The following is a 22,418-nucleotide window of genomic DNA, read 5'->3' on the forward strand; positions in this document are numbered from 1 at the left end:
AAAAAATTTCACTTATCTGGAAGTGGGATTTTATTTTGGGAAGAAAGCCTGAAATCGAGCGTTTTTATAAGAGAAGGCATGTGAGAAATAAAACTTTTTTTTTTATATCAAATATGATACAATCTACATGTTGGTTAATGATTTTGGAGGAAATATGGATAACAGAATTTTAATAGCCGTCATAGTCGGTATTTTAGTAGTCGTGGTCATGAATCTTGTGAGAAAATATTTGGAAAAAAGATATACGATCAAACTGATGAAGGCTATCATGACGGATGAAGATGAATTTTTAAAGCTTGTTGATTCTTTTATGGTGAAATATTTATTCCCACCTTATAACCGTGAATTCATGCGTTTGAACAATTATATTGCCAGAGGTGCAGATAAAAAGGTAAAGGAACAGATTTCACTGATGGAACAGATGCGCATGAATCGGAATCAGCGGTTTGCGGTTTATCAGACAGCTTTCCAATATTTTATTACGATCAATAGTGAATCAAACGCTAAAAACATGCAGCGTAAGATGAATGCCTTTATTGATGAAAATAAGCTTGATCCGGAAATGAAAAAGACGATCGATATGGATATGAAGATGTATTTTGATAAGGATATTTCAACACTTCCGTATATTGATGAGAAGCTGGAAAACTGTGATGATGCGGACAAGGCAGTCTGGAATCTGAAGAAAGCTTATGTATTAAAAGCGAATCAGAAGCTGGAAGAAGCTAAAGAATGTATTCGATTGGTCATGCAATATACAAATGATCCGACGCAAAAACAGATCATGCAGGATCTGCTGGATAATAATTTAAAAGATTTATAGGAGAATGATCTCCTTTTTTATATGTTACTGACAAAAGCTGACTATGTATATGAAAGAAGCTGCTTGTCCATGCAGTCATGCAAAGAATCGGCATTTGAAGCATTATCACAAAATTTCACATTTAATCCTTTATGAAAAGTGGTATAATACAACTGTTATTTTTTAGGAGAAACGATATGAGAACAAGGAAAAGGAAAAAAATCAACAACAAGGTAGATTTGGTCCTGCTTTTATTATTTTTAGTAATAGGATTTTATTTCAGTATCGAAGCGATCATGGGAAATCTGATTCCATTGAAATATATCTTTATATTTATGGCCGCTGTTCTAATTTTATTTGTAGGAATCTTTCTGACTTTTAAAGTCAGGAATTCAGCCTTTCGAATCATCAGAAAAGTGTTTTTAACGGTTTTATGCTGTGTTTTGTTATTTGGCGGTATTTTTCAGGGACAGATCAGAAATGCATTTTCTAATGTGAATGACGGTTCTTATTATAAGGACTATATGTATGTCATTACCTTGAAGGACAATGATTATGAAAGCATCGAGGATGTGGGGGTGCTTGGATATCTGAGCCAGCGTGATGATCTGTTGGATTATTCGTTAAAGCAGCTAAATGAATATTCATTGAGGAATAAAATGTATGATACGTTAGAAGATGAGCTGGCAGATCTCGATGATGAAGAAATAGATGCGGTATTGATCAGCGCCAAGGATCAGACGCTTCAGGAATTAAATGACAGCAGTTTTTCAGGAAAATATAAAACGATACATACGATAGAGATGACGGTTGAAAGCAATAATGATGTGGTTCAAAGCGATTTAACGTCAAAGCCGTTTGTTGTCTATGTAGCGGGACTTGATAACATGGGCGAGCCGACCCAGCTGGGACTTCATGATGTAAATATGCTTTTGATGGTTGATCCTGTCAATCATCATGTGGAGATGATTTCTATCAATCGGGATACTTATATACCGAATCCGATGATGAATGATTATCCGGATAAGCTGACGCATTTGGGATGGTATGGACCGGAAACCGCAATGGAGACGCTTGAGAGGATTTTTGGGATCGAAATCGATTATTATGCGAAGGTTACCTTTGAATCACTGATCAAAATCATTGATACGTTAGGTGGCATCGATGTCGATGTTCAGATATCGTTTACTGAACAGGATGAGAATCGCTCCTTTGCTGAGGGCGATCTGATCCATCTTGAAAAAGGTTACCAGCATCTCAATGGTTCACAGGCACTGGCTTATGCACGTCATCGTCATACGGAGGGCTGGGATGTCAGAGGCCGAGAACAGGCTCAGCGTGATATCATTGCTGCGATCGTGGATAAGATGTTATCCGTTGAGGGTGCCTTGAAACTGGGAGATGTTGTCAATGTGGCCGCCAGCTATGTTTCGACGAATATGTCGATGGACAGTGCACGTTCCTTTGTGAAAAGTGCGATCGATTCCGGTCACGGATGGACATTTGGTTCTTCAACGGTCAATGGTGATGTTGAGGTCTTATTGCCATGTGCGATGGAAAATGATCTGGAGCGTTCTGTCGTATTGCTGGAAGAAAGTGATATTCAGCTTGTTCATGATATTTATACGTCCATGAATACTCAGATTCATTTTAATGAATTTGCTTTCGATTTGGATGACATGGAAAAGTATATGGATACATTTACTCTTGACAAACATGTAATAACTCTGGAAAATTATTATGAAGTGGTGCCCGAATACTTTCCTGAGTATTTAAGGTATAGATTTTAAGATAGGAGTGATATTTTGAAAGATCGAACGAAGAAAATCAATAAAAGAATTGATTTGGTATTGCTGATCCTTTTTTTGGCAGGCAGCTTATATTTTTTGATTGAAGCAATTGCCGGTGAAATGATACCGATGAACTATATCCTGATTGCCGGTGTTGTTTTACTGTTGATTTTTCTTTTGATATTTGCTACCTTTCGAATAGAAAATATGGCTGTCTTTGTCATTCGTAAGATTTTGCTGGCGGGGTTATGTGTACTGCTTGTCTTTGGTGCCGTATTCCAGGGAAGGATACGAAGTGCCTTTGCGAATGTTGATGACGGATCTACCAATATCAGCAGGATGTATGTCATTGCTCTTGAGGATTCTTCATTGCAAAGCATGGACGATGTTGAAACGTTAGGATATGTGGATCATGCGAATGCGCTGATCACTTATTCCATTGAACAGCTGCAAAGCTATTCGATGGAGGAAATGGCATATAACAGTGTTGATGAAATGCTTGCTGCTTTAAATGCTGATGAAATCGAGGCGGCAATGATCAGCGATCAGGATCAAAGCTTTGAGATTCAGAAGGAGAATAGTACTTATTCCGATGATTATAAGATCATTCATACGATCGAGATGAAAACAACGTCAGAGTCTGATACTGTTGATAACGATTTAAGCAAGCCTTTTGTCGTTTATGTTTCCGGAATGGATGATATGGGTGAGCCTACTTATAATGGTTTGAGCGATGTGAACATGCTGTTAATGGTCGATCCGCAAAATCATCATGTAGAAATGATTTCCATCAATCGTGATACCTATGTGCCTAATGCGAAATATAATGATTATCCGGATAAGCTGACGCATTTAGGATGGGATGGCGTGGAAGCCGGAGCGGCTGCTTTGGAGCGTATTTTCGGCATTGAGATCGATTATACGGCGAAAGTGACTTTTGAATCACTCATCGAGATCGTAGATACCCTTGGAGGCATTGATGTCGATGTACAGCTGGATTTCTGTGAACAGGATGAAAATCGTTCGTTTGCTTCTGCTGATCTGATCTGTCTGAATAAGGGCTATCAGCATCTCAATGGTTCGCAGGCATTGGCTTATGCGCGTCACCGGCATACAGCCGGCTGGGATGTCAAGGGCAGAGAACAGGCTCAGCGTGATATCATATCAGCCATCGTCAATAAGCTGCTTTCCGTAGAAGGTGCTTTGAAAGCAGGAGATGTATTGAATGTCGCATCGAATTATGTATCTACGAATCTTCCGATGAGCAGTGTAAAATCCTTTGTGATGAATGCCATCAGTGATGGCCATGCATGGACATTTGGTTCTTCTACCGTTAATTCAAATTATGAATATTTGTTTCCTTGTGCAAGTTATACGAGCCAGGATCTTTATGCGGTACTTTTAGAGGAAGAAGATATCATGCATGTACATGATCTGTATGTGACGATGAAATCAGATGAAAGCTTCAGTGACTTTGCTTTCGATTTAAATGATATGGAACGATATGAAAATACCTTTGAACTGGATCCAAAGGTCATTACGGTTGAAAATTACTATGACACGGTTCCGGCTTATTTTCCAAGTTATCTGAGACATAATTTCTAAGCAGAATGGAGGTGGACACATGAGAAAAGACAGGATCAGCACCACGATCGATCTGATTTTACTGATCATCTTTACGGTGTCCGCCATTTTTATATCGACCCAGTTATATTTAGGGAATATTGTTTCTTTTTTCTGGCTCATCTTACTGATTTTTCTTTTTATTGCTTTTTTGGTCGGAATATTCATCTGGCTGTTATTAACTAAGAAGCTGGCATGGCTGCGACGCTCTGTTTTATTCATTTTCAGTATTTCGCTGGTAGTTGGGGGTTTTTATTTAGGAAGCCTTCGCTCTGTCAGCCAGCAGGAAACAGATGGCATTGTCATGTATTATCAGATGAATCTGTTAAGCAATGATGAAAATGTAAAGGAAGCAGAGGAACTGGATGGCAAAAAAATCGGTTTTGTGATGAATGATCGCAATCATATCCAGGCCTTTGATGATATCAATGCTTCATTTCAGACAAAAAACTGTCAGCTGATCGAGTATTACAGTATGGAATATCTGATACATGCATTGGAGGAAGATGAGATTCAGGGAATGATCCTCAGCGATCATAACCTAGCGGTTTTAAAAGCTGCTTATCCGCAGATAAGTCATAAGCTTGTTCTTTTGAATCAGAATGTTCATGAGGTTTTGATATCCCATACCGCAAAGCCTTTGGAGGAGGGCCAGCCGATAAGCATTTTGCTTACCTTGGGTGAGGATGATCTGCCGGCAGATTATGTTTCCTATTCATTGAAGTGTCTGTTGCTTTTTATCGATCCGATTGACCATGAGGTCACGTTGATCGAAATACCGAATAATCTGTATATTCCTAATGTGGCTTATGATTCTTATCCCGACGCTTTATATAATGTTTCTTATAATGGTATTGATAATTTATTGTATTCGATCGAGAGCATATTCGGTGTGGAATTCGATTATTTCATTAAGACAAGCTTTCAATCGATCTTGAATTGTGTGGATATCATGCAGGGAATAAATATTCCTCAAGAGGTATGCGTTGAAGATGTCTGTGTGATGGAGGATGTCACGATGAATGCCGGACAGGTTGCTGATTATTATAGAAGCAGTGATGATCTTAATACCATTATTGAAGGAATATTTGAGAAGAGGGATGAATTAAAGACAACGAAGCTCATGAATTTTTTGAATAATTATAAACGTTCTTCTTTTACGAATCTTACTTCTATAGAGCTCAGAAGGCTGGTTTCCATGCTTGACAGCGATGAAGGATGGAGCTTTGTAAGCCAATCATTTCTGGATCTGACGACTTCTTATGAGCCTTGTGTCAGCTTTGGAGCTAATGATACCTATGAGGTGTCGATCATTGATGCTGATTTTTTGGATCGGATATACAGCTGTTTCTTAAAGAATTCTCATATGGAGATCATGAGTAATTTTGCCTTTGACCTCGATCGGATGAGAAATAACAGGATACTGCCTTATTCAAATGAAAAGCTGATCACAACGAGTAATATGGATTGGAAGATTTCTGAATATTTTGCCTTGCTGCCGGAATCGATCGTCAGTCCGATCGAAATAGAAAAGTGGAACGGGACGATACGTTTTGAACAGCCAAATTATGATCCGGATGCGCCAATTCAAGAAATAGAATAAAAAAAATACACCGTGAGGTGTATTTTTAGATTTCATGAACAAGGATATTGTTTTCGCGGTCAGGACCTACTGAAACAAGAGAAATCTTTGTTTTGGTGACTTCTTCGATTTTCGCAAGAAACTTCTTGCAATTTTCAGGAAGATCATCATAAGAACGAATAGCTGTGATATCTTCACACCAGCCGTCCATCATTTCATAAATCGGTGTTGCCTTAGCATATTCTTCAAGGGAGCTTGGAATAGCGGTCGTACGTTTGCCGTTGATCTCATAGGCAACGCATACCGGAATTTTTTCAAAGCTGTCTAATACGTCGATTTTGGTAATGACGATATCAGTAAGACCATTGATGATGGCTGCGCGCTTTACTACACAAAGATCCAGCCAGCCACAGCGTCTTGGCCTGCCGGTCGTAGCTCCGTATTCATTTCCGATCTCTCTGAGCTTTTGACCATTTTCATCATTGAGCTCTGTGATAAAAGGTCCTTCTCCTACACGTGTGGAATAAGCCTTCACGACACCGATGATCTTATCTAATTTATGTGGTGATACACCGGCTCCTTCACATACACCGGCACTGGTCGGAGAAGAGCTTGTGACATAAGGATAGGTTCCGTAATTGATATCCAGCATAGCTGCCTGTGCTCCTTCAAAAAGCACATGCTGATTACTGTCTAAAGCATCGTTGACAAGCGTAACGGAATCAATGATACGTTTCTGCAGCTTTTCTCTGACTTCTCGGAACTGTTCGACCAGCTGATCATAATCAAAAGGTTCCTCGTGATAAAGCTTGGTGATCTGTTCATTCTTGATCGCCAAAGTCGAAGCCAGACGTTTTTTAAAAGTTTCAAAATCCAGCAAATCGCCGACTCTTAAGCCGATGCGCGTATATTTATCGGCATAACAAGGGCCGATCCCTCTTTTTGTCGTTCCAATTTTATTGTTGGCTAAGCGTTCCTCCTGCAACATATCTAATTTGATATGGTAAGGCATGATCAGATGCGCACAATCGGAAATCAGGATATGTGAGCTGTCAAAGCCCTGGCTTTCCAGCGATTCGATCTCCTGCAGAAAGACAAATGGATCGATGACGACTCCCGGACCAATGACGCATTTCGCATTTGGATGCAAAGCACCGCTTGGCAGCAGATGCAGGACAGTTTTTTTACCGTTGACGACTACGGTATGACCGGCATTGTTTCCGCCTTGAAAGCGTACGACCATATCGGCCTTTTCACCTAAGACATCTACGATTTTTCCTTTGCCTTCATCCCCCCATTGACAACCTACGACAACATAACTCGGCATAAATTTCACTCCTAACTGTTACTGATACATGATATCATTTTTTTATATTTTAGGCAATTTTATTTGTAAATAAAATCTGTTTCAAAACATTAAAAAATAAAGAAAATAATTGACAAATGAAAGATGAGAATTTAAGATATATCTGTAGAACAAAGGCGTTCCACATGTTTTTTTATGTTGAATGCTTTTTTCATTTAGGGGATTTTATGAGAGAAACGGAACGAGAAGTCTTACGGTTTGTGGAAGAAAATGATGTGAAATTTATCCGCCTTGCTTTTAGTGACCTTGAAGGAACACAGAAGAATATGTCGATCATGCCTTGTGAATTAGAAAAAGCATTTTCAAAAGGGATTCCTTTTGACACCTCAAAATTCCAAGGCTTTTTTCATAAAAAGGCTTTTTTACGACCGATAGCAAATACGCTTTCGCTTTTGCCGTGGCGTCCGCAAAGCGGTCGTGTGATTCGTCTGTATTGTGATATCGTTGATGAAAATGGTCGTCATATGGAATATGATTCAAGGGATATACTCAGTCAAACGATTGAAAAGGGAAAGAAAAAGGGATATGAGTTTCAAATAGGCGTTGAATGTGAATTTTATCTTTTTAAAAATGATGCCTACGGTCATGAAACAACCGAGCCGATCGATCATGGTTCCTATTTTGATATAGCACCCCTCGATCAGGCAGAAAATATTCGCCGTGATATCTGTTTGACCTTAGAAAAGATGTCGATCCAGCCATTAAGCAGTCATCATGAAGCAGGATGGGGACAGAATGAAATCGTTTTTGCGGAAAATGAACCCCTGTGTGCCTGTGATAATATCATGACATATAAAAGCGTGGTAGCTACGATGGCATCATTGAGCGGATATAGTGCCAGCTTTCATCCTTTGCCGATCAAAGATCAGCCGGGAAGCGGACTTCATTTCCGTATTGCGATACAAAAAAATGATGTCCTTCTTGATGAACGTGATGAAGCGATGAAGCAGTTTAAAGAACGTATTCAAAAACGTCTTCCTGAAATCTGTGCAATTCTTGATACCAAGGAAGAATCCTATGAAAGAGTGAATCGGCTTGATCCGAAACGATTGATTGAAATTGACAAAGAATGGCTGATCGTTCATTCTGCCGACAGCTTGTGCAATCCATATCTGGCGCTTGCCTGTATGTTGGAAGCCGGTATGTGTGAAGAAACTTCTTGTGAAAAATTACCCACGAATCTTGAAAAAGCTCGCAAGATCGCACAACATTCATCTTTTCTTTCATCCTTCCTAAATGAAAATATCTTAAAGGTTTACAGCCAATAGGATGAAAAGCTGTCTTCTTGCAGGCAATATATCTTCACCATTTTCAGCACGCTGTCAGATGTATTTTGATACGGTCGATGTCTTGACAAGCGGTGTGGAGGTTCGGCGGCGGCTGAGCTCACAGACTTATTCCTGTGTGATGATCATGACACCGCTGATCAATGAATTTGGTGATATGCTGGCACGTTATGCGGCGACTGATCCCTATTGTCTTGTTGTTTTGTGGGTGAAGAGTGAAATGGTGGAAGAGATGGCGCAGGCATTGGAAAATGTATATGTCCGCAGCATTTTTGATATGGATGAGTGGGATAGCTTTATGCAGTTTTTAAATGTGACATGTCAGAAAATGGATGTGATTCGGGCACAGAAAGATGATCTGATGAAAAAAATCGATGAGATCCGGCTGGTGGATCGGGCCAAATGTCTGTTGATTGAAAAATTTCATTATTCAGAAGAAAAGGCGCATTATACAATTGAAAAGAAAGCAATGGATAATCGTCTTAGCCGTTTACAGGTAGCTAAGATCATTATCCGTCATATCAAAGGAGATTAAGATGAGAAAATATATTTTTATTACAGGTGGAGTCGTGAGCGGTCTTGGAAAAGGTATTACCGGAGCTTCACTTGGAAGACTTTTAAAAAATCGCGGTTATAAGGTGATCAGCCAGAAATTAGATCCCTATATCAATGTGGATCCCGGTACGATGTCCCCTTATCAGCACGGAGAGGTATTCGTAACCGAAGATGGTGCAGAAACAGATCTGGATCTGGGACACTATGAACGCTTTATTGATGAAAATTTGAATCATTTTTCCAATCTGACGACGGGAATGGTTTATCATAAGGTGCTTACTGCCGAGAGAAAAGGAGAGTATCTTGGTGAAACGGTACAGGTCGTGCCGCATATTACCAACGAAATAAAAAAATATATCTATCAGGTCGGTGAAAAAAGCGAGGCAGATATCGTCATTTCTGAAATTGGCGGTACGGTTGGCGACATTGAAAGTCAGCCTTTTCTGGAATCTGCACGTCAACTGTCAATAGAGGTAGGACGTGAAAATTGCTGTTTTATTCACGTAACATTGGTCCCATATATTTCCGGAAGCAATGAATACAAATCCAAACCGACGCAGCATTCGGTCAGGGAATTACAATCTTACGGGATTCATCCGAATATCATCGTTACCCGCAGTGATGGTCATTTAGGATCAAGCATACGTAAGAAGATCTCACTATTCTGTAATGTTTCACCGGAATGTGTTATTGAAAACGAAACATGCAAGAGCCTTTATGAAGTAGTCTTGATGTTAGAGAAACAGCATTTTTCCGAGGTTGTCTGCGCTCAGCTGTCACTGCCTCCGAAACCAATCGATCTGAGCGAATGGAAAAGTCTGGTAGAGAGAATCAACAGCTGTGAGCGAGAGGTCAAAATCGGTTTGGTCGGCAAATATGTCCAGCTGCATGATGCCTATCTTTCAGTAATGGAGTCGTTATATCATGGCGGTTATGCCCTTGGTGCCAAAGTTTTGATCCAATGGATCGACAGTGAAGAGATCACACCATTCAATGTTGAAGATAAGCTGAAGGAATGTGACGGCCTGATCATACCGGGAGGCTTTGGCCTTCGCGGAATCGAAGGAATGATTGAAACAGCTTATTATGCACGGACGCATCATGTTCCGCTATTAGGCATTTGTCTTGGCATGCAGGTCATGACGATCGAGTTTGCCCGTCATGTCCTTCAATATCAGGATGCCAATTCATATGAGTTTGATCCGCTTTCCAAGCATTGCGTCATTCATTTCATGGAGCATCAGTCAGATAAAATCTCTAAGGGAGGTACGATGCGCTTAGGAGCTTATCCTTGTCAGCTTACCTCAGGTTCAAAGCTGATCTCGCTTTACGATGAACCTGTCATTCATGAGCGTCACCGTCACCGCTATGAATTTAATAATGATTATCGCGAAGATATGGAAAAGGCAGGACTGGTCATTGCGGGAACGAGCCTTGATGGAAAGCTGGTCGAAGCAATTGAGGTAAAAGATCATGATTTTTATATCGGTGTCCAGTTTCATCCGGAATTTAAATCCCGTCCGAATCGTCCGCATCCACTGTTTACAGGCCTTGTTCATGCCGCTGTTCTTCATTCTCAGAAATAAGTGTCCGCAAGGGCATTTTTCTTTCAATTTTGTAAGACTTTCACTTTATTGAGAATCCAGGGGAAAAACATGTTATAATGGTAAAGATGAATTGAAACATGTGGAGGCTTCTATGAAGGTTTGTCTATATTTTGAAGGTAAAGAAATCATCAAAACAAGCGGGATCGGCCGGGCTTTAAAGCATCAGATGGCGGCTTGTGAGTCAGCAGGCATCAGCTATACGCTCGATCCGGACGATGATTATGATATCTTACATATCAATACAGTCGGTGTAAGCTCCTTGCCGGTGATCAATAAAGCGCGTAGCAAGGGCTGTAAGGTCATCTATCATGCGCATTCCACAGAAGAAGATTTTCGCAATTCGTTTGTGTTAAGCAATCAGATTGCTCCGGTCTTTAAAAAGATGCTGATTAGTTATTATTCTAAAGCAGATCTTATTCTGACACCGACCCCTTATTCTAAAAAGCTGCTTGAGGGATATGGGATCACCGTTCCTATCCATGCCTTAAGCAATGGCATCGATCTGAATCGTTTTCATTATGATCCGGAAAAGGTCAAGGCTTTCAGACGCTATTTTTCATTGAAAGAAGAAGATAAGGTCATCATTTCTGTAGGATTATATTTTGAAAGAAAGGGAATCTTGGATTTTATGGAGGTTGCCGGAAGGATGCCGGATATAAAATTTATCTGGTTTGGCTATACCCCGCTGATCTCCATTCCGAAAAAGGTACGGGATGTGATCACAAAGGATCATCCGAACAATGTGATCCTGCCGGGATATGTCAAGGGTGCGGTCATTGAAGGTGCTTATGCCAACGCCAGCTGTTTCTTTTTCCCAAGCTATGAAGAAACAGAAGGTATCGTTGTACTGGAAGCATTGGCAAGCTCACAGAACGTTTTATTGCGCGATATTCCTGTATATGATCCATGGCTGGTGAATGGAGAAAATTGTTATAAGGGAAAAAATAATGAAGAATTTATTACGCAGCTCAGAAAGATCTTAAATCATGAATGTGCAGATCTAAGAGAGCAGGGAAGGATCACTGCGGAAAAGAGAAGCATTCAGGAAGTGGGACGTGAACTGAAGAAGATCTATGAGAGTGTTTGTGAGGGAAATTTATGAAAAAGGATTTTAAAAAATATGCCTTGAGCATCGTGCTTCTGGTTGGACTGACAGGCTTTGCGCTGTGGTATGTGCTCAAGGATGATAAAGATGCTGTCTTGGCGGAATTAAGCAGCATTTCACCTTTGAATTTTATAGGGATCATGGCTTGTTCGCTGTTCTATTTTATATTTGTGGCCCTTTCGCTTTATGTAATTGCAAAGGAAAAGTATCCGCATTATAAATTTTTGCCGTCTTTATCAAATGCCTATGTCGGCGGTTTTTTCAGCGGTATCACACCGAGTGCCAGCGGCGGACAGGTAGGTCAGGTTTATGTGTTTTATAAGCAGGGAATCGACTCAAGCGATGCGGCAGGTATTTTATGGCTGGACTTCGTCATGTATCAGGTGGTACTGATATTTTATACAACGGTATTGGTCCTGCTCCGCTTTCCTGTATTTTCAAGTCGGGTTCCGGCGCTCTTCGTGATGATCTTTATCGGTTATCTGATGAACGGGATCGTGTTGGCAATGCTTTTTTCAATGGCTTTTTTTCCGGTAAAGTTCAAGCATTTTTGTTTGTGTATCGTAACGCTGCTTCATAAGCTTCATCTCATCCGTGATGCAAATAAAGCGATCAAGAAGTGTGATGACTATTTGGAAGCTTTTACGAATAATATCAATAAGAACAGAAGTAATAAAAAATTAATATGGAAATTGGTCATAGTTAATATCTTACGTCTTACGGTCTATTATTCCATTCCGTATATGATTGGCAAGCTGATCCATGTCGATATGAATTTTATTGATTCACTGGCACTTTCCAGCTATATATCCATGGCCAATACCTTTTTTCCGGTTCCCGGAGCCAGCGGTGGTACAGAGATGATGTTCCTTCAGCTTTATTCGCTGATCCTGCCGCTGACACAAGTATCTACGATACTGATCTTATGGAGGGTGGTTACCTTCCATCTGGCTTTGATCATTGGCTGTATTATGTTTATTATCGAGAAGATTAGAAGAAGGAGGATCATCACATGAGAATAGGTCTGTTTTCGGATACCTACCTGCCGGATCTCAACGGAGTTGCCACAAGCGTTGAAACCTTGCGTAAGGCATTGGAAGCGCATGGACATGATGTCTTTGTGATTGCCAATCACAAGGGACTTCTGCATTTAAAACGCGAAGGCAATATCTTACGGCTTCCGGGCATTGAGCTTAAATGGCTCTATGGCTATAATATGTCCTCACCGTTACAGCTCAAGGCTAAAGAAGAGGTCAAGGCGATGAATCTGGATATCGTACATGTGCATACGGAATTTGGTGTGGGCATTTTCGGGCGTAATATTGCGAAGGATCTGAATATACCGATCGTTTCGACGTATCATACGATGTATGAGGATTATACGCATTATTTGAATATCTTCGGATTGGAAATCGTGGATAAGGCGACAAAAACGCTGGTAAGCACCTTATCTAAAATTTGGAATGATGCGGCACAGGTAGTCATCGCACCTTCGCAGAAGACAAAAGAAACGTTGATCCGATATGGCGTCAAGGCACCGATCCATGTCATTCCTACGGGAATCGATCTGAGTCAGTTCAATGCCGATAATATCGATCCGGTACTGGTAGCTGGTCTAAAAGAAAAATATGGAATAAGGCAGGAAGACCAGGTCATCATTTATGTCGGGCGAGTTGCCAGTGAAAAGTCGATTGATGTCGTGATTCGCGGTTTTAAAAAATTTGCACTGGCTGACGAACATCATAAGCTTATGATCGTTGGCGGCGGGCCGAGCTTAGAAGAATTAAAGGAGCTGGCCAAGACGGAAGGAATCGAAAAAAATGTCATCTTTACAGATCGCCAGGAAAGAGAATTGATACCGGCGTTCTATGAATGTGCTGCGGCTTTTGTCAGCTGTTCAACGAGCGAAACCCAGGGCATGACCTATATTGAGGCCATGAGCTGTTCGCTTCCTGTGTTTGCGCGAAAAGATGAGGTGCTGCTGGATTTGATCGATGAAGGGAAAAGCGGTTATTTTATCGAAGAGGATACTTTTTCGGACCGGTTGGCTGATTTCTTTGCTCTCAGTGAAGAAGAGCGGAAGGAAATGGGGCACTATGCCCGTAAAAAAGTCATGGGATATGATACAGAAGTATTTTATGAGAGAGTGATTGCCTGCTATGAACAGGCGTATGCTTCTTATTTTAAGACCTTGACGATCAAAAAAGTCAAAAGTAACAGTGAATATGTGACATTGACCTTGAAGGATTCACAGGATGAAGAAATCAAGTGTATGGTTTCACTCGAAGATTATTTTGCCTTTGAATTGAAAAAAGACGGCATTGTCCATGAACTGACCCTGCAGGAGCTTCAGCGCAGAGAAGTTATCTTAAAAGCATGGATTTTATGCATCAAAAAGCTTGCTGCCAAAGATCGTACCCGGAAGGAAATGTACGATATCCTTTTAAAAGAGAATACTTTGGATGCGAAAGCGATGAATGATATCATTGATAAGCTGGAAGAAAAAGGATATATCAATGATCAAGCCTATCTGATGAATCACTTGGAGAAGATGAGCGATTCTTTAGAGGGAAAAGAGAAGATCATTCGTACATTGGTAAAAAAAGGACTTCCTTATGAAATGGTAAAAGAAGCGGTGGATTCTTACAGCGATGCTTCAGAAAGAGCGAAGGCGATCCGCTATATCTCAAAAAATGAAAAGACGATGAAGGAAGGCAGCGTCAAGATGAAAAAACAGATGCTGATCTCTCGTCTGATCAATCATGGATATTCTTTTGATGTTGCGAAAGACGTCGTCAATCATTATGAATTTACGGATGAGTTTCTGAATGATAAAGATTCTTTATATAAGACGATCCAAAAAGCAATTCGGACATATTCACGAAAATATAGCGGAGAGGATCTCAAACGTAGGGTGCTCAATCAGTTGATCCGTAAGGGCTTCAGCTCTGAGGATGTACTTGTCGCAATAGAAGAAATGGAGATTTTTAATGATGAAAATTAATGAGTTGAAGGATGGATCACGCGGACGTTTTACATTTTTGTTAAGCTCACTTACCAAAGGAGTGACCAGCAAAGGAGCCACCTATCTTTCCTGTGTGCTTCAGGACAAGACGGGCAGCATGGATGCGAAATACTGGTCCCCATCAAGTGAAGAAGTAAAAATGCTTAAACCAGGAATGGTTTTGGAAGTTGACGGTGAAGTTTTAAATTACAATAAGCAGCTTCAGATGAAGATCAATGCTGTCAAGGTCATTGATCGCTCACAGATCGATTTAAATGATTTCATCAAAGAGGGGGATATTCCTCGAAGTGAATTAAAAAAGAAGATTACAGGAATCATTGATTCTTTTGAAAATCAGACATTAAAGACGTTGATTCTCAAGGTCATGGAGCATTATGAGCTTGATTTCTATAATTATCCTGCGGCGGCCAAGATCCATCATGATTTTGTAGGAGGACTGGCTACCCATGTCTGGGGAATGATCCGCCTGTCGCTTGCCATCTGTGAATGCTATCCTTCGTTAAATAAAGAATTGCTGATAACGGGAGTGATCTTGCATGATATTGGCAAATGTGTGGAATTGAGCGGACCGGTCATTACGGAATATACAGTTGAAGGAAGACTTTTGGGTCATATTTCCATCATGCAGGCCATCGTAGCTGAAATTGCACATGAAAATGGTCTGGAAGGTGAAGAAATTATGCTTGTACGTCATATGATCCTTTCACATCATGGTGAATATGAATATGGCTCACCTGTCTTGCCGATGATACCGGAAGCTGAGATCCTTCATTATATCGATAATATCGATGCCAGAATGAATGTGATCACGAAAGCTTATGAAGGTGTGAATGAAGGAGAATTTACTTCACGACAGTTTGCACTTGAAAATAGATCTTTTTATAAGAGTCATTTAAAATAGGGATTTCACTTGAAATCCTTTTTTTCATGAACATGATTTTTTTTGCATAGAATAAATCATGAAAATAAGAAATGAAATAAAGGCTCTTTATGATATGCTTGTAAGGATCCGACGAGATTTGCATCAAATGCCCGAAACAGGCTTTGATACCTTTAATACGATGGCTTATGTTGTAAATAGTATTCCCATAGCGGCTGATGCGTATGATGGCTTCAGCGGTGTTTTTTATTTGCCGGGGAAAAATACGGCATGTATTGCTTTTCGTTGTGAATTAGACGGATTGCCTGTAAAGGAAGAAAACCTGTTTTCTTATGCATCTGAAAACAAGGCGATGCATGCCTGCGGTCATGATGCACATATGGCGATCATGATCTGTACCTTGCATTATTTTATTCAGCATCCTTTTGAATATTCTCTGCTTTTTATCTTTCAGCCGGCAGAGGAGAGCGGTGGTGGTGCCAAGCATATGATCCAAAAAGGTATTTTTGAAAAATATAAGGTTCAATATCTGATAGCGGCACATGTCTATCCGCATTTAAATGATAAGATCGGATGCCGCAGCGGTGTGTTGATGGCAAGAAGCAGTGAGATCAAGATCATTGTACAAGGCAAAAGCGCTCATGCGGCTCATCCTGAAAAAGGAATTGATGTCATGCGGACTTTGTGCTTATTTTTAGATTGGATCGCTGAGCTGAAAATAAAATCAAGCCCATCACTGATTCATTTTGGGAAAATGAACTGTGGTGAAGTCTGTAATGCAGTTGCTGCCAATGGTATATTGGAAGGTACCTTACGCAGTTTTGAAGATGAGAGCTTTGATGAGCTTCGTTGCCAGATGATCGATAAATTAAAGGAAATGGATGAAAAATATCATACATTATCGAAGATCTGCTTTTCAGATGGTTATGAAAGGGTCGTCAATGATGAAGGACTGGTTCGGCTCGTTTCGCAAATTGCTAAAAAGGATTATGTGACGATGGAACCCCTTTATTTAAGCGAAGATTTTTCATTTTATCGCAAAAAGTGTTCATGTTGCTTATATCTTTGCGGCTTAAGCAGTGAAGAGGATCTTCATTCATCGCGTTTTGATCTGAAAGAAGAGGAATGTCTTAAGGCAGTGGAAATGAATGTTTCTTTGGCAGAGCATATCCTTTTAAAAGATGGTATTAATTCTTGACTTAGAAGATGAGATGATTATAATAGTTAATATGGTTAACTATTGGAGGTGATTGCATGTATGAAATCAATAAGGAGCAGATGAAAACCTTGATAAAGATCAAACAAAAAATGCATCATCTGCGACTGTCACCGACGCTTTCGATGTCATTGTTTTCGATGCTGAAAACGATCGATGCACAAGCAGTGCCTATGAAAATAGCCGGTGAAGAAATAGTAGCCATGAGGGTCAATGATCTTTTTGATACGATTCATGTTAGCCGGCCGGCAATATCCAAGGCTTTGAAGGAGTGTGAATCTAGAGGTTATATTTGTCGGTTTACAAGCGAAAAAGATAAGCGTTTCAGTTATGTAAGCCTGAAAGAAAAGGGAAAAGAAGTGATTGCTCAGGCAGAAGCTGAAATCAAAGAATCTATGAGCTGGATCGTTGCCCAATTCAGTGATGATGAAAAAGAACAATTTAAGAACCTGATCTTGCGTATTGATCAGATCTTAGATGATTTTGAAAAGAAAGGACGTTAGAAATGCTACGACTAAAAAAATACTTAAAGCCGTATCTGCTTATGATCGCGGTAGCTATTGGACTTTTGTTTGCTTCTAATATATGTGATCTAAAGCTTCCGGATGTGATGAGCGATATCGTCAATGTCGGCATCCAGCAAAGCGGGATCGAACACGCATCCGTGGATGTCATTAGTGAGGATGGTCTTGATTTTCTAAGCGTGTTCATGGAAGAAGATGAGGTTTCCCTGGTTAAAGATTCCTATGTGCTGGAGGATGGATATTATCATCTGAAAGAAGATGTGGATCGTGAAACCTTAGATGAGATTTTTTCGGTAAGTGAATGGACGCTGATCAATGCCCTTCAAAAGATGCAGCCGGCAGAAGGTACGGGTGATCTCAGTGAATCCGTCAATGATATTGATATTCAGAAATTATATGCCGCAAAGCCATTTTTTGAAATGATGGATCTCAGTGATGCTCGCAGCAGTGCGCTTGCCTTAGATGAAACGATGCGCAGTGGTACAGGTGTTGTCTTTGCCAAGATGTTCTATGAGGAAGCCGGTGAGGATCCTTCAGCGATGCAGAGCGAATATATCTTAAAAAGCGGCGCTAAGATGCTGGGTATTGCCTTTATCGGCATCTGTGCCACGATTGCAGTCAGCTTTATTGCTTCACGTGTGAGCAACGGTGTCGGCAGAGATCTTCGAGAAGATATTTTTAAGAAGGTCGAAGGATTTTCAAATGCAGAGTTTGATAAATATTCAACTTCTTCATTGATCACGCGAAATACAAACGATGTGACACAGGTCAGTCAATTGGTCATGATGGGTTTGCGAATGATCATCAGTGCACCGATCATGGGAATTGGAGCCTTGATCATGATTTTTAAACGTAATACAAGCATGGTCTGGATATTAGGTTTAGGAATAACGGTAGTCATGCTGATGATTATTTTTATGTTTATCTTTGCTTTGCCGAAGTTTAAGATCATCCAGCAATTGGTTGATAAATTAAATCTGGTTGCCAGAGAAAACTTAAATGGTCTGATGGTCGTACGTGCCTTTAAAAATCAGAAATTTGAAGAGAAGCGTTTTGATAAGGCTAATACCGATCTTACGAAGACCCAGTTGTTCATCAATCGTACGATGGCCGTGATGATGCCTTTTATGACACTGATGATGAATGGCATGATGCTTTTGATCATTTGGGTTGGTGCCCATCAGATTGCCCAAAGCCAGATGCAGGTTGGTGATATGATGGCTTTCATGCAGTATTCGATGCAGGTGGTCATGAGCTTTGTCATGATTGCCATGATCTTTATCCTTGTTCCAAGAGCCAGCGTCAGTGCGGGACGTATTGCGGATGTGTTAGAAACAGAGAGCATGATTCAGGATCCTGTTCATCCGCTTCCTTTTAAAGAAGAATATAAGGGTTATGTTGAATTTAGAAATGTATCGTTTAATTATGGAGATGCCGATGAAAATGTGCTGCAGGATATTTCCTTTGTCGCAAAGCCTGGGGAAACGACTGCCTTTATCGGTTCTACGGGTTCCGGTAAGAGCACGCTCGTCAATCTGATTCCACGTTTCTATGATGTGAGCAAGGGTGAGATCCTGGTCAATGGTGTCAATGTTAAGGATGTGACTCAGCATGATCTTCACGATCAGATCGGTTATGTTGCTCAGCGAGGCATTCTTTTATCGGGAACGATCAAGGAAAATATTAAATATGGCAATGAAAATTTAAGTGATGATGAGGTCCGTGAGATTGCGAAGGTAGCTCAGGCCGATGATTTTATCAGTGCCAAGGAAGAAGGCTATGATTTTGATATTGCCCAGGGTGGTGCCAATGTCAGTGGCGGTCAGCGTCAGCGTTTAAGCATTGCCCGTGCGCTGGCAAAAAAAGCGCCTATTCTGATTTTTGATGATTCCTTCAGTGCACTTGATTTCAAAACCGATGCAGCCTTACGTGCTGCTCTTGCAAAGCATACCAGCGATGCAACGATTTTGATCGTTGCACAGCGTGTCAGCAGCATCATGCATGCTGAACAGATCATTGTATTAGATGAGGGAAAAGTGGTCGGCAAAGGAACGCATGAAGAGCTTCTGAAGAATTGTCCGACATATTATGAAATCGCCTCAAGTCAGTTATCAAAGGAGGAATTATAAGATGGCAGAAGCAAATATGACATCTAAAAGACCTTCTAGAAGAGGTCACGGCCCTAATGCCATGATGGTTGCGGAAAAAGCGAAAGATTTTAAAGGTACATTTATCAAGCTGGTGAAATATCTCGGAAAATATAAGATCACGATCATCCTTGTTATGATCTTTGCCATCTGTTCAACGGTATTTTCAATCATAGGTCCTAAGGTCATGGGTGATGCGACTCAGAAAATCTATGAGGGATTGATGAATATCATTACAAATAGTGGCGGTATGGATTATGACGGAATCCTCAGAACGATCCTTCTTTTGCTGGGGCTTTATGTTCTGAGTGCTTTATTTTCATACATGCAGGGCTGGCTGATGAGCGGTGTGGCCAACAAGGTCAGCTATCAGATGCGAAAGGAATTGGCAGCAAAGATTCATAAGCTTCCATTGTCCTTTTATGATAAAACAAGCTATGGTGAAGTACTTAGCCGTATCACCAATGATGTGGACACTCTTTCCAATTCTCTGAACCAGTCATTGACCCAGATCGTAACGTCATTGACTACGGTGATCGGTGTATTATATATGATGTTTTCTATCAGCTGGCAGATGGCATGCGTTGCCTTGCTTGTCTTGCCGATTTCGATGATCTTCATCAGCGTGGTCGTTAAACGGAGTCAGGGCTATTTTGTCAGCCAGCAGGAATATTTAGGTCATGTCAATGGTCATATAGAAGAAATGTATGGTGCTCATATCATCGTTAAGGCGTATAACGGTGAAGAAAAAAGTACGAAACAGTTTGAAAAATTAAATAACAGTCTGTATGAATCAGGCTGGAAGAGCCAGTTTATGTCAGGGCTTATGATGCCGATCATGAGCTTTATCGGTAATGTCGGCTATGTTGCCATCTGTGTTCTGGGAGGCTATTATGCATCCATCGGTGTGATCACAGTAGGTAATATTCAGTCTTTCATTTCTTATATGAGAAGCTTTACACAGCCTTTGACACAGGTAGCGAATATTTCGAATGTCTTACAGCAGACGATGGCAAGCAGTGAGCGTATCTTTGAATTTTTAAGTGAAGAGGAAGAAGAACCGGATACCCAATATCCATTGAATGTCGAGAATATCAAAGGCGATGTCATCTTTGCCCATGTGAAATTCGGCTATCAGCCGGATAATATCGTCATCCATGATTTTACAGCGGATATCAAGCAGGGACAAAAGGTAGCAATCGTAGGTCCTACGGGTGCCGGTAAGACAACGATCGTGAAACTGCTGATGCGTTTCTATGAACTGAATGAAGGTGCAATCTGTATCGATGGCTTGGATATCCGACAGTTTACCAGAAATGATCTGCGAAGCTTGTTTGGCATGGTCTTACAGGATACATGGTCATATAGTGCTTCTATTGCGGATAATATACGTTATGGAAAATTGGATGCGACGGATGAGGAGGTCGTCCAGGCAGCAAAGGCCGCTCAGGTCGATCACTTTATCAAGACTTTGCCGGATGGCTATAACAGCATTTTAAATGAGGATGCCAATAATATATCACAGGGTCAGAAACAACTTTTAACGATTGCCAGAGCCATTCTGACAGATCCGAAGATCCTGATCCTTGATGAAGCAACCTCTAGTGTTGATACACGTACGGAAATTCTGATACAGAAAGCAATGGATAATCTGATGAAGGGAAGAACAAGCTTTATCATTGCTCATCGTCTTTCTACCATCAGGGATGCTGATCTCATTTTATGTATGGATCATGGCGATATCGTAGAACAAGGCAGGCATGAAGAACTTTTGGAAAAGAAAGGCTTCTATTATCGCTTGTATAATTCACAGTTTGAACATGAGGAAGAATAACTTCCTCATTTTTTTTACTGATTAAAGATATGATCGATATGTTTTTGTCTATAAGAAATTTACCTAGGAAGGAGGTATCTTCTTCCATATTCTATGAGTGAGGAATACCTCAGAAAGGAATCAGCTAAATATGAGCAAAGAATTTGGATGTAGCCGTAACCGTAGGGATTCACGTCCTTTGGCAATGGCTTATGTTCGTAAGCAGTCATGGCGCAGAATCTATAAGTTAGATGTTGCACTTGCACGTGGCACACTGTTTAATGAACTGGATATGCCTTTTAGTGGATGTGGAATAGGAGGAAGACATTGTGAGAAATAACGATAGCTTTGATTTCTGCGAAAAAAACCATTATGATTGTGACCGCGATTTTGATTTTTGTGATGATGATTGTGAATATAACGGATATGATCGCCGTCGCATAGGCGATTATGATCGAAGAAACGGCTGTGATGATTTTGATTGCCATCGCCGTGACAGAGATTGCGACTGTGATGACTATGATACGTATCATAGTGACAGGGATTGTGACTGTGATGATGGACACAGACGGAAGTGTGAGTGTGAGGAAAGAGGCAGAGAAGGATGTCATGATCATGATGAGTGTCACTGCCATGAACGAGAAAATGATTGCTGTCATGATAACGATTTTGATGGCGAATGCTGTGAAAGAACAGCACGTTGTAGCGAATGTCGAGATTTTAATGAAGATGAAAGATTTGGATGTAACTCTCGATGTGATGCCGCACAAAGTGATGAGTCATGGTTCGACTGTCAAGAAGAAGATGAGTGCTGCCAGCGTTCACGTGAATTGTGCGAAGAAGAAAAAAAATTTAAGAGAAAATTAAAGTGCCGTATTCAGGTTTTAGATTTCGCATTAGTAGAAACCGCATTATTTTTAGATACGCATCCTTGCGATTTTGAAGCTTTACGCTATTATCGTATCATTAGAAAAAAACTGGCTCGTTTAGAAAGACTTTATGAATGTAAATTCGGTCCTCTGACAAATCAAGGCGTCGATACCGAATTTGGTTGGGAATGGGCAACGTGCCCATGGCCTTGGGAAGGAAAGGAATAA

Annotated in this window: 18 protein-coding genes; 17 read left to right on the top strand and 1 reads right to left on the bottom strand. The window is 40.6% G+C overall.

The features are described from left to right. The first annotated feature begins 154 nt into the window (after positions 1 to 154). The 4 genes from ACZYT3_RS00005 to ACZYT3_RS00020 all read left to right on the top strand — a co-directional run bounded on the left by ACZYT3_RS00005 (position 155) and on the right by ACZYT3_RS00020 (position 5,818). On the top strand, positions 155 to 823 hold the full coding sequence (locus ACZYT3_RS00005; protein ID WP_294562770.1) for a hypothetical protein: 669 nt from the start codon (positions 155 to 157) through the stop codon (positions 821 to 823). Positions 824 to 999: 176 nt separating this feature from the next. Further along, the gene (locus ACZYT3_RS00010; protein WP_464087211.1) at positions 1,000 to 2,592 is read left to right on the top strand and encodes an LCP family protein; all 1,593 of its coding nucleotides are present in this window, start codon (positions 1,000 to 1,002) and stop codon (positions 2,590 to 2,592) included. 15 nt (positions 2,593 to 2,607) lie between these two features. Continuing rightward, entirely contained in the window at positions 2,608 to 4,197 is a 1,590-nt protein-coding gene (locus tag ACZYT3_RS00015) for an LCP family protein (protein WP_294562772.1), read from the top strand. Between the two features lie 19 nt (positions 4,198 to 4,216). Continuing rightward, positions 4,217 to 5,818: an LCP family glycopolymer transferase gene (locus tag ACZYT3_RS00020; protein WP_464087212.1), complete on the top strand. Its 1,602-nt coding sequence runs from the start codon at positions 4,217 to 4,219 to the stop codon at positions 5,816 to 5,818. 25 nt (positions 5,819 to 5,843) lie between these two features. Here the strand turns inward: ACZYT3_RS00020 and ACZYT3_RS00025 are convergent, their stop codons facing one another. After that, the gene (locus ACZYT3_RS00025) at positions 5,844 to 7,124 is read right to left on the bottom strand and encodes an adenylosuccinate synthase (protein ID WP_294562774.1); all 1,281 of its coding nucleotides are present in this window, start codon (positions 7,122 to 7,124) and stop codon (positions 5,844 to 5,846) included. A gap of 206 nt (positions 7,125 to 7,330) precedes the next feature. Between ACZYT3_RS00025 and ACZYT3_RS00030 the strand changes: the two genes are divergently transcribed. The 13 genes from ACZYT3_RS00030 (at position 7,331) to ACZYT3_RS00090 (ending at position 22,418) form a co-directional block, all read left to right on the top strand. Beyond that, positions 7,331 to 8,431 (top strand): glutamine synthetase beta-grasp domain-containing protein, encoded by a 1,101-nt coding sequence (locus ACZYT3_RS00030; RefSeq protein ID WP_464087213.1) that lies wholly within the window; start codon positions 7,331 to 7,333, stop codon positions 8,429 to 8,431. Position 8,432: 1 nt separating this feature from the next. After that, entirely contained in the window at positions 8,433 to 8,984 is a 552-nt protein-coding gene (locus ACZYT3_RS00035) for an ANTAR domain-containing protein (protein WP_464087214.1), read from the top strand. Between the two features lies 1 nt (position 8,985). Next, positions 8,986 to 10,590, top strand: a complete 1,605-nt coding sequence (locus ACZYT3_RS00040) for a CTP synthase (protein WP_464087215.1) — start codon at positions 8,986 to 8,988, stop codon at positions 10,588 to 10,590. A gap of 112 nt (positions 10,591 to 10,702) precedes the next feature. Beyond that, positions 10,703 to 11,713 carry an LTA glycolipid anchor biosynthesis glycosyltransferase, IagA/BgsA family gene (locus tag ACZYT3_RS00045; RefSeq protein WP_464087216.1) on the top strand — a complete coding sequence of 337 codons (1,011 nt, stop codon included), beginning with the start codon at positions 10,703 to 10,705 and terminating at the stop codon, positions 11,711 to 11,713. After that, the gene (locus tag ACZYT3_RS00050; protein ID WP_464087217.1) at positions 11,710 to 12,732 is read left to right on the top strand and encodes a lysylphosphatidylglycerol synthase transmembrane domain-containing protein; all 1,023 of its coding nucleotides are present in this window, start codon (positions 11,710 to 11,712) and stop codon (positions 12,730 to 12,732) included. The genes ACZYT3_RS00045 and ACZYT3_RS00050 overlap by 4 nt, the downstream gene beginning before the upstream one ends. After that, positions 12,729 to 14,720 carry a glycosyltransferase gene (locus ACZYT3_RS00055; protein ID WP_464087218.1) on the top strand — a complete coding sequence of 664 codons (1,992 nt, stop codon included), beginning with the start codon at positions 12,729 to 12,731 and terminating at the stop codon, positions 14,718 to 14,720. The genes ACZYT3_RS00050 and ACZYT3_RS00055 overlap by 4 nt, the downstream gene beginning before the upstream one ends. After that, positions 14,707 to 15,642 carry a 3'-5' exoribonuclease YhaM family protein gene (locus ACZYT3_RS00060; RefSeq protein ID WP_464087219.1) on the top strand — a complete coding sequence of 312 codons (936 nt, stop codon included), beginning with the start codon at positions 14,707 to 14,709 and terminating at the stop codon, positions 15,640 to 15,642. Before ACZYT3_RS00055 ends, ACZYT3_RS00060 begins: the two co-directional genes overlap by 14 nt. 58 nt (positions 15,643 to 15,700) lie before the next feature. Further along, positions 15,701 to 16,819 carry a M20 metallopeptidase family protein gene (locus ACZYT3_RS00065; protein WP_464087220.1) on the top strand — a complete coding sequence of 373 codons (1,119 nt, stop codon included), beginning with the start codon at positions 15,701 to 15,703 and terminating at the stop codon, positions 16,817 to 16,819. Positions 16,820 to 16,875: 56 nt separating this feature from the next. Next, positions 16,876 to 17,340: a MarR family winged helix-turn-helix transcriptional regulator gene (locus ACZYT3_RS00070; RefSeq protein ID WP_294562783.1), complete on the top strand. Its 465-nt coding sequence runs from the start codon at positions 16,876 to 16,878 to the stop codon at positions 17,338 to 17,340. Positions 17,341 to 17,342: 2 nt separating this feature from the next. Continuing rightward, a complete protein-coding gene (locus tag ACZYT3_RS00075; RefSeq protein ID WP_464087221.1) occupies positions 17,343 to 19,490 on the top strand; it encodes an ABC transporter ATP-binding protein in 2,148 nt (715 codons plus the stop codon). 1 nt (position 19,491) lies between these two features. Beyond that, positions 19,492 to 21,342, top strand: a complete 1,851-nt coding sequence (locus ACZYT3_RS00080; RefSeq protein WP_464087222.1) for an ABC transporter ATP-binding protein — start codon at positions 19,492 to 19,494, stop codon at positions 21,340 to 21,342. A 130-nt stretch (positions 21,343 to 21,472) separates the two neighbouring features. After that, a complete protein-coding gene (locus ACZYT3_RS00085; RefSeq protein WP_294562786.1) occupies positions 21,473 to 21,661 on the top strand; it encodes a spore coat associated protein CotJA in 189 nt (62 codons plus the stop codon). Then, positions 21,651 to 22,418, top strand: a complete 768-nt coding sequence (locus ACZYT3_RS00090; RefSeq protein ID WP_464087223.1) for a spore coat protein CotJB — start codon at positions 21,651 to 21,653, stop codon at positions 22,416 to 22,418. The genes ACZYT3_RS00085 and ACZYT3_RS00090 overlap by 11 nt, the downstream gene beginning before the upstream one ends.

The sequence above is a fragment of the Traorella sp. mt218 genome, assembly GCF_055420025.1.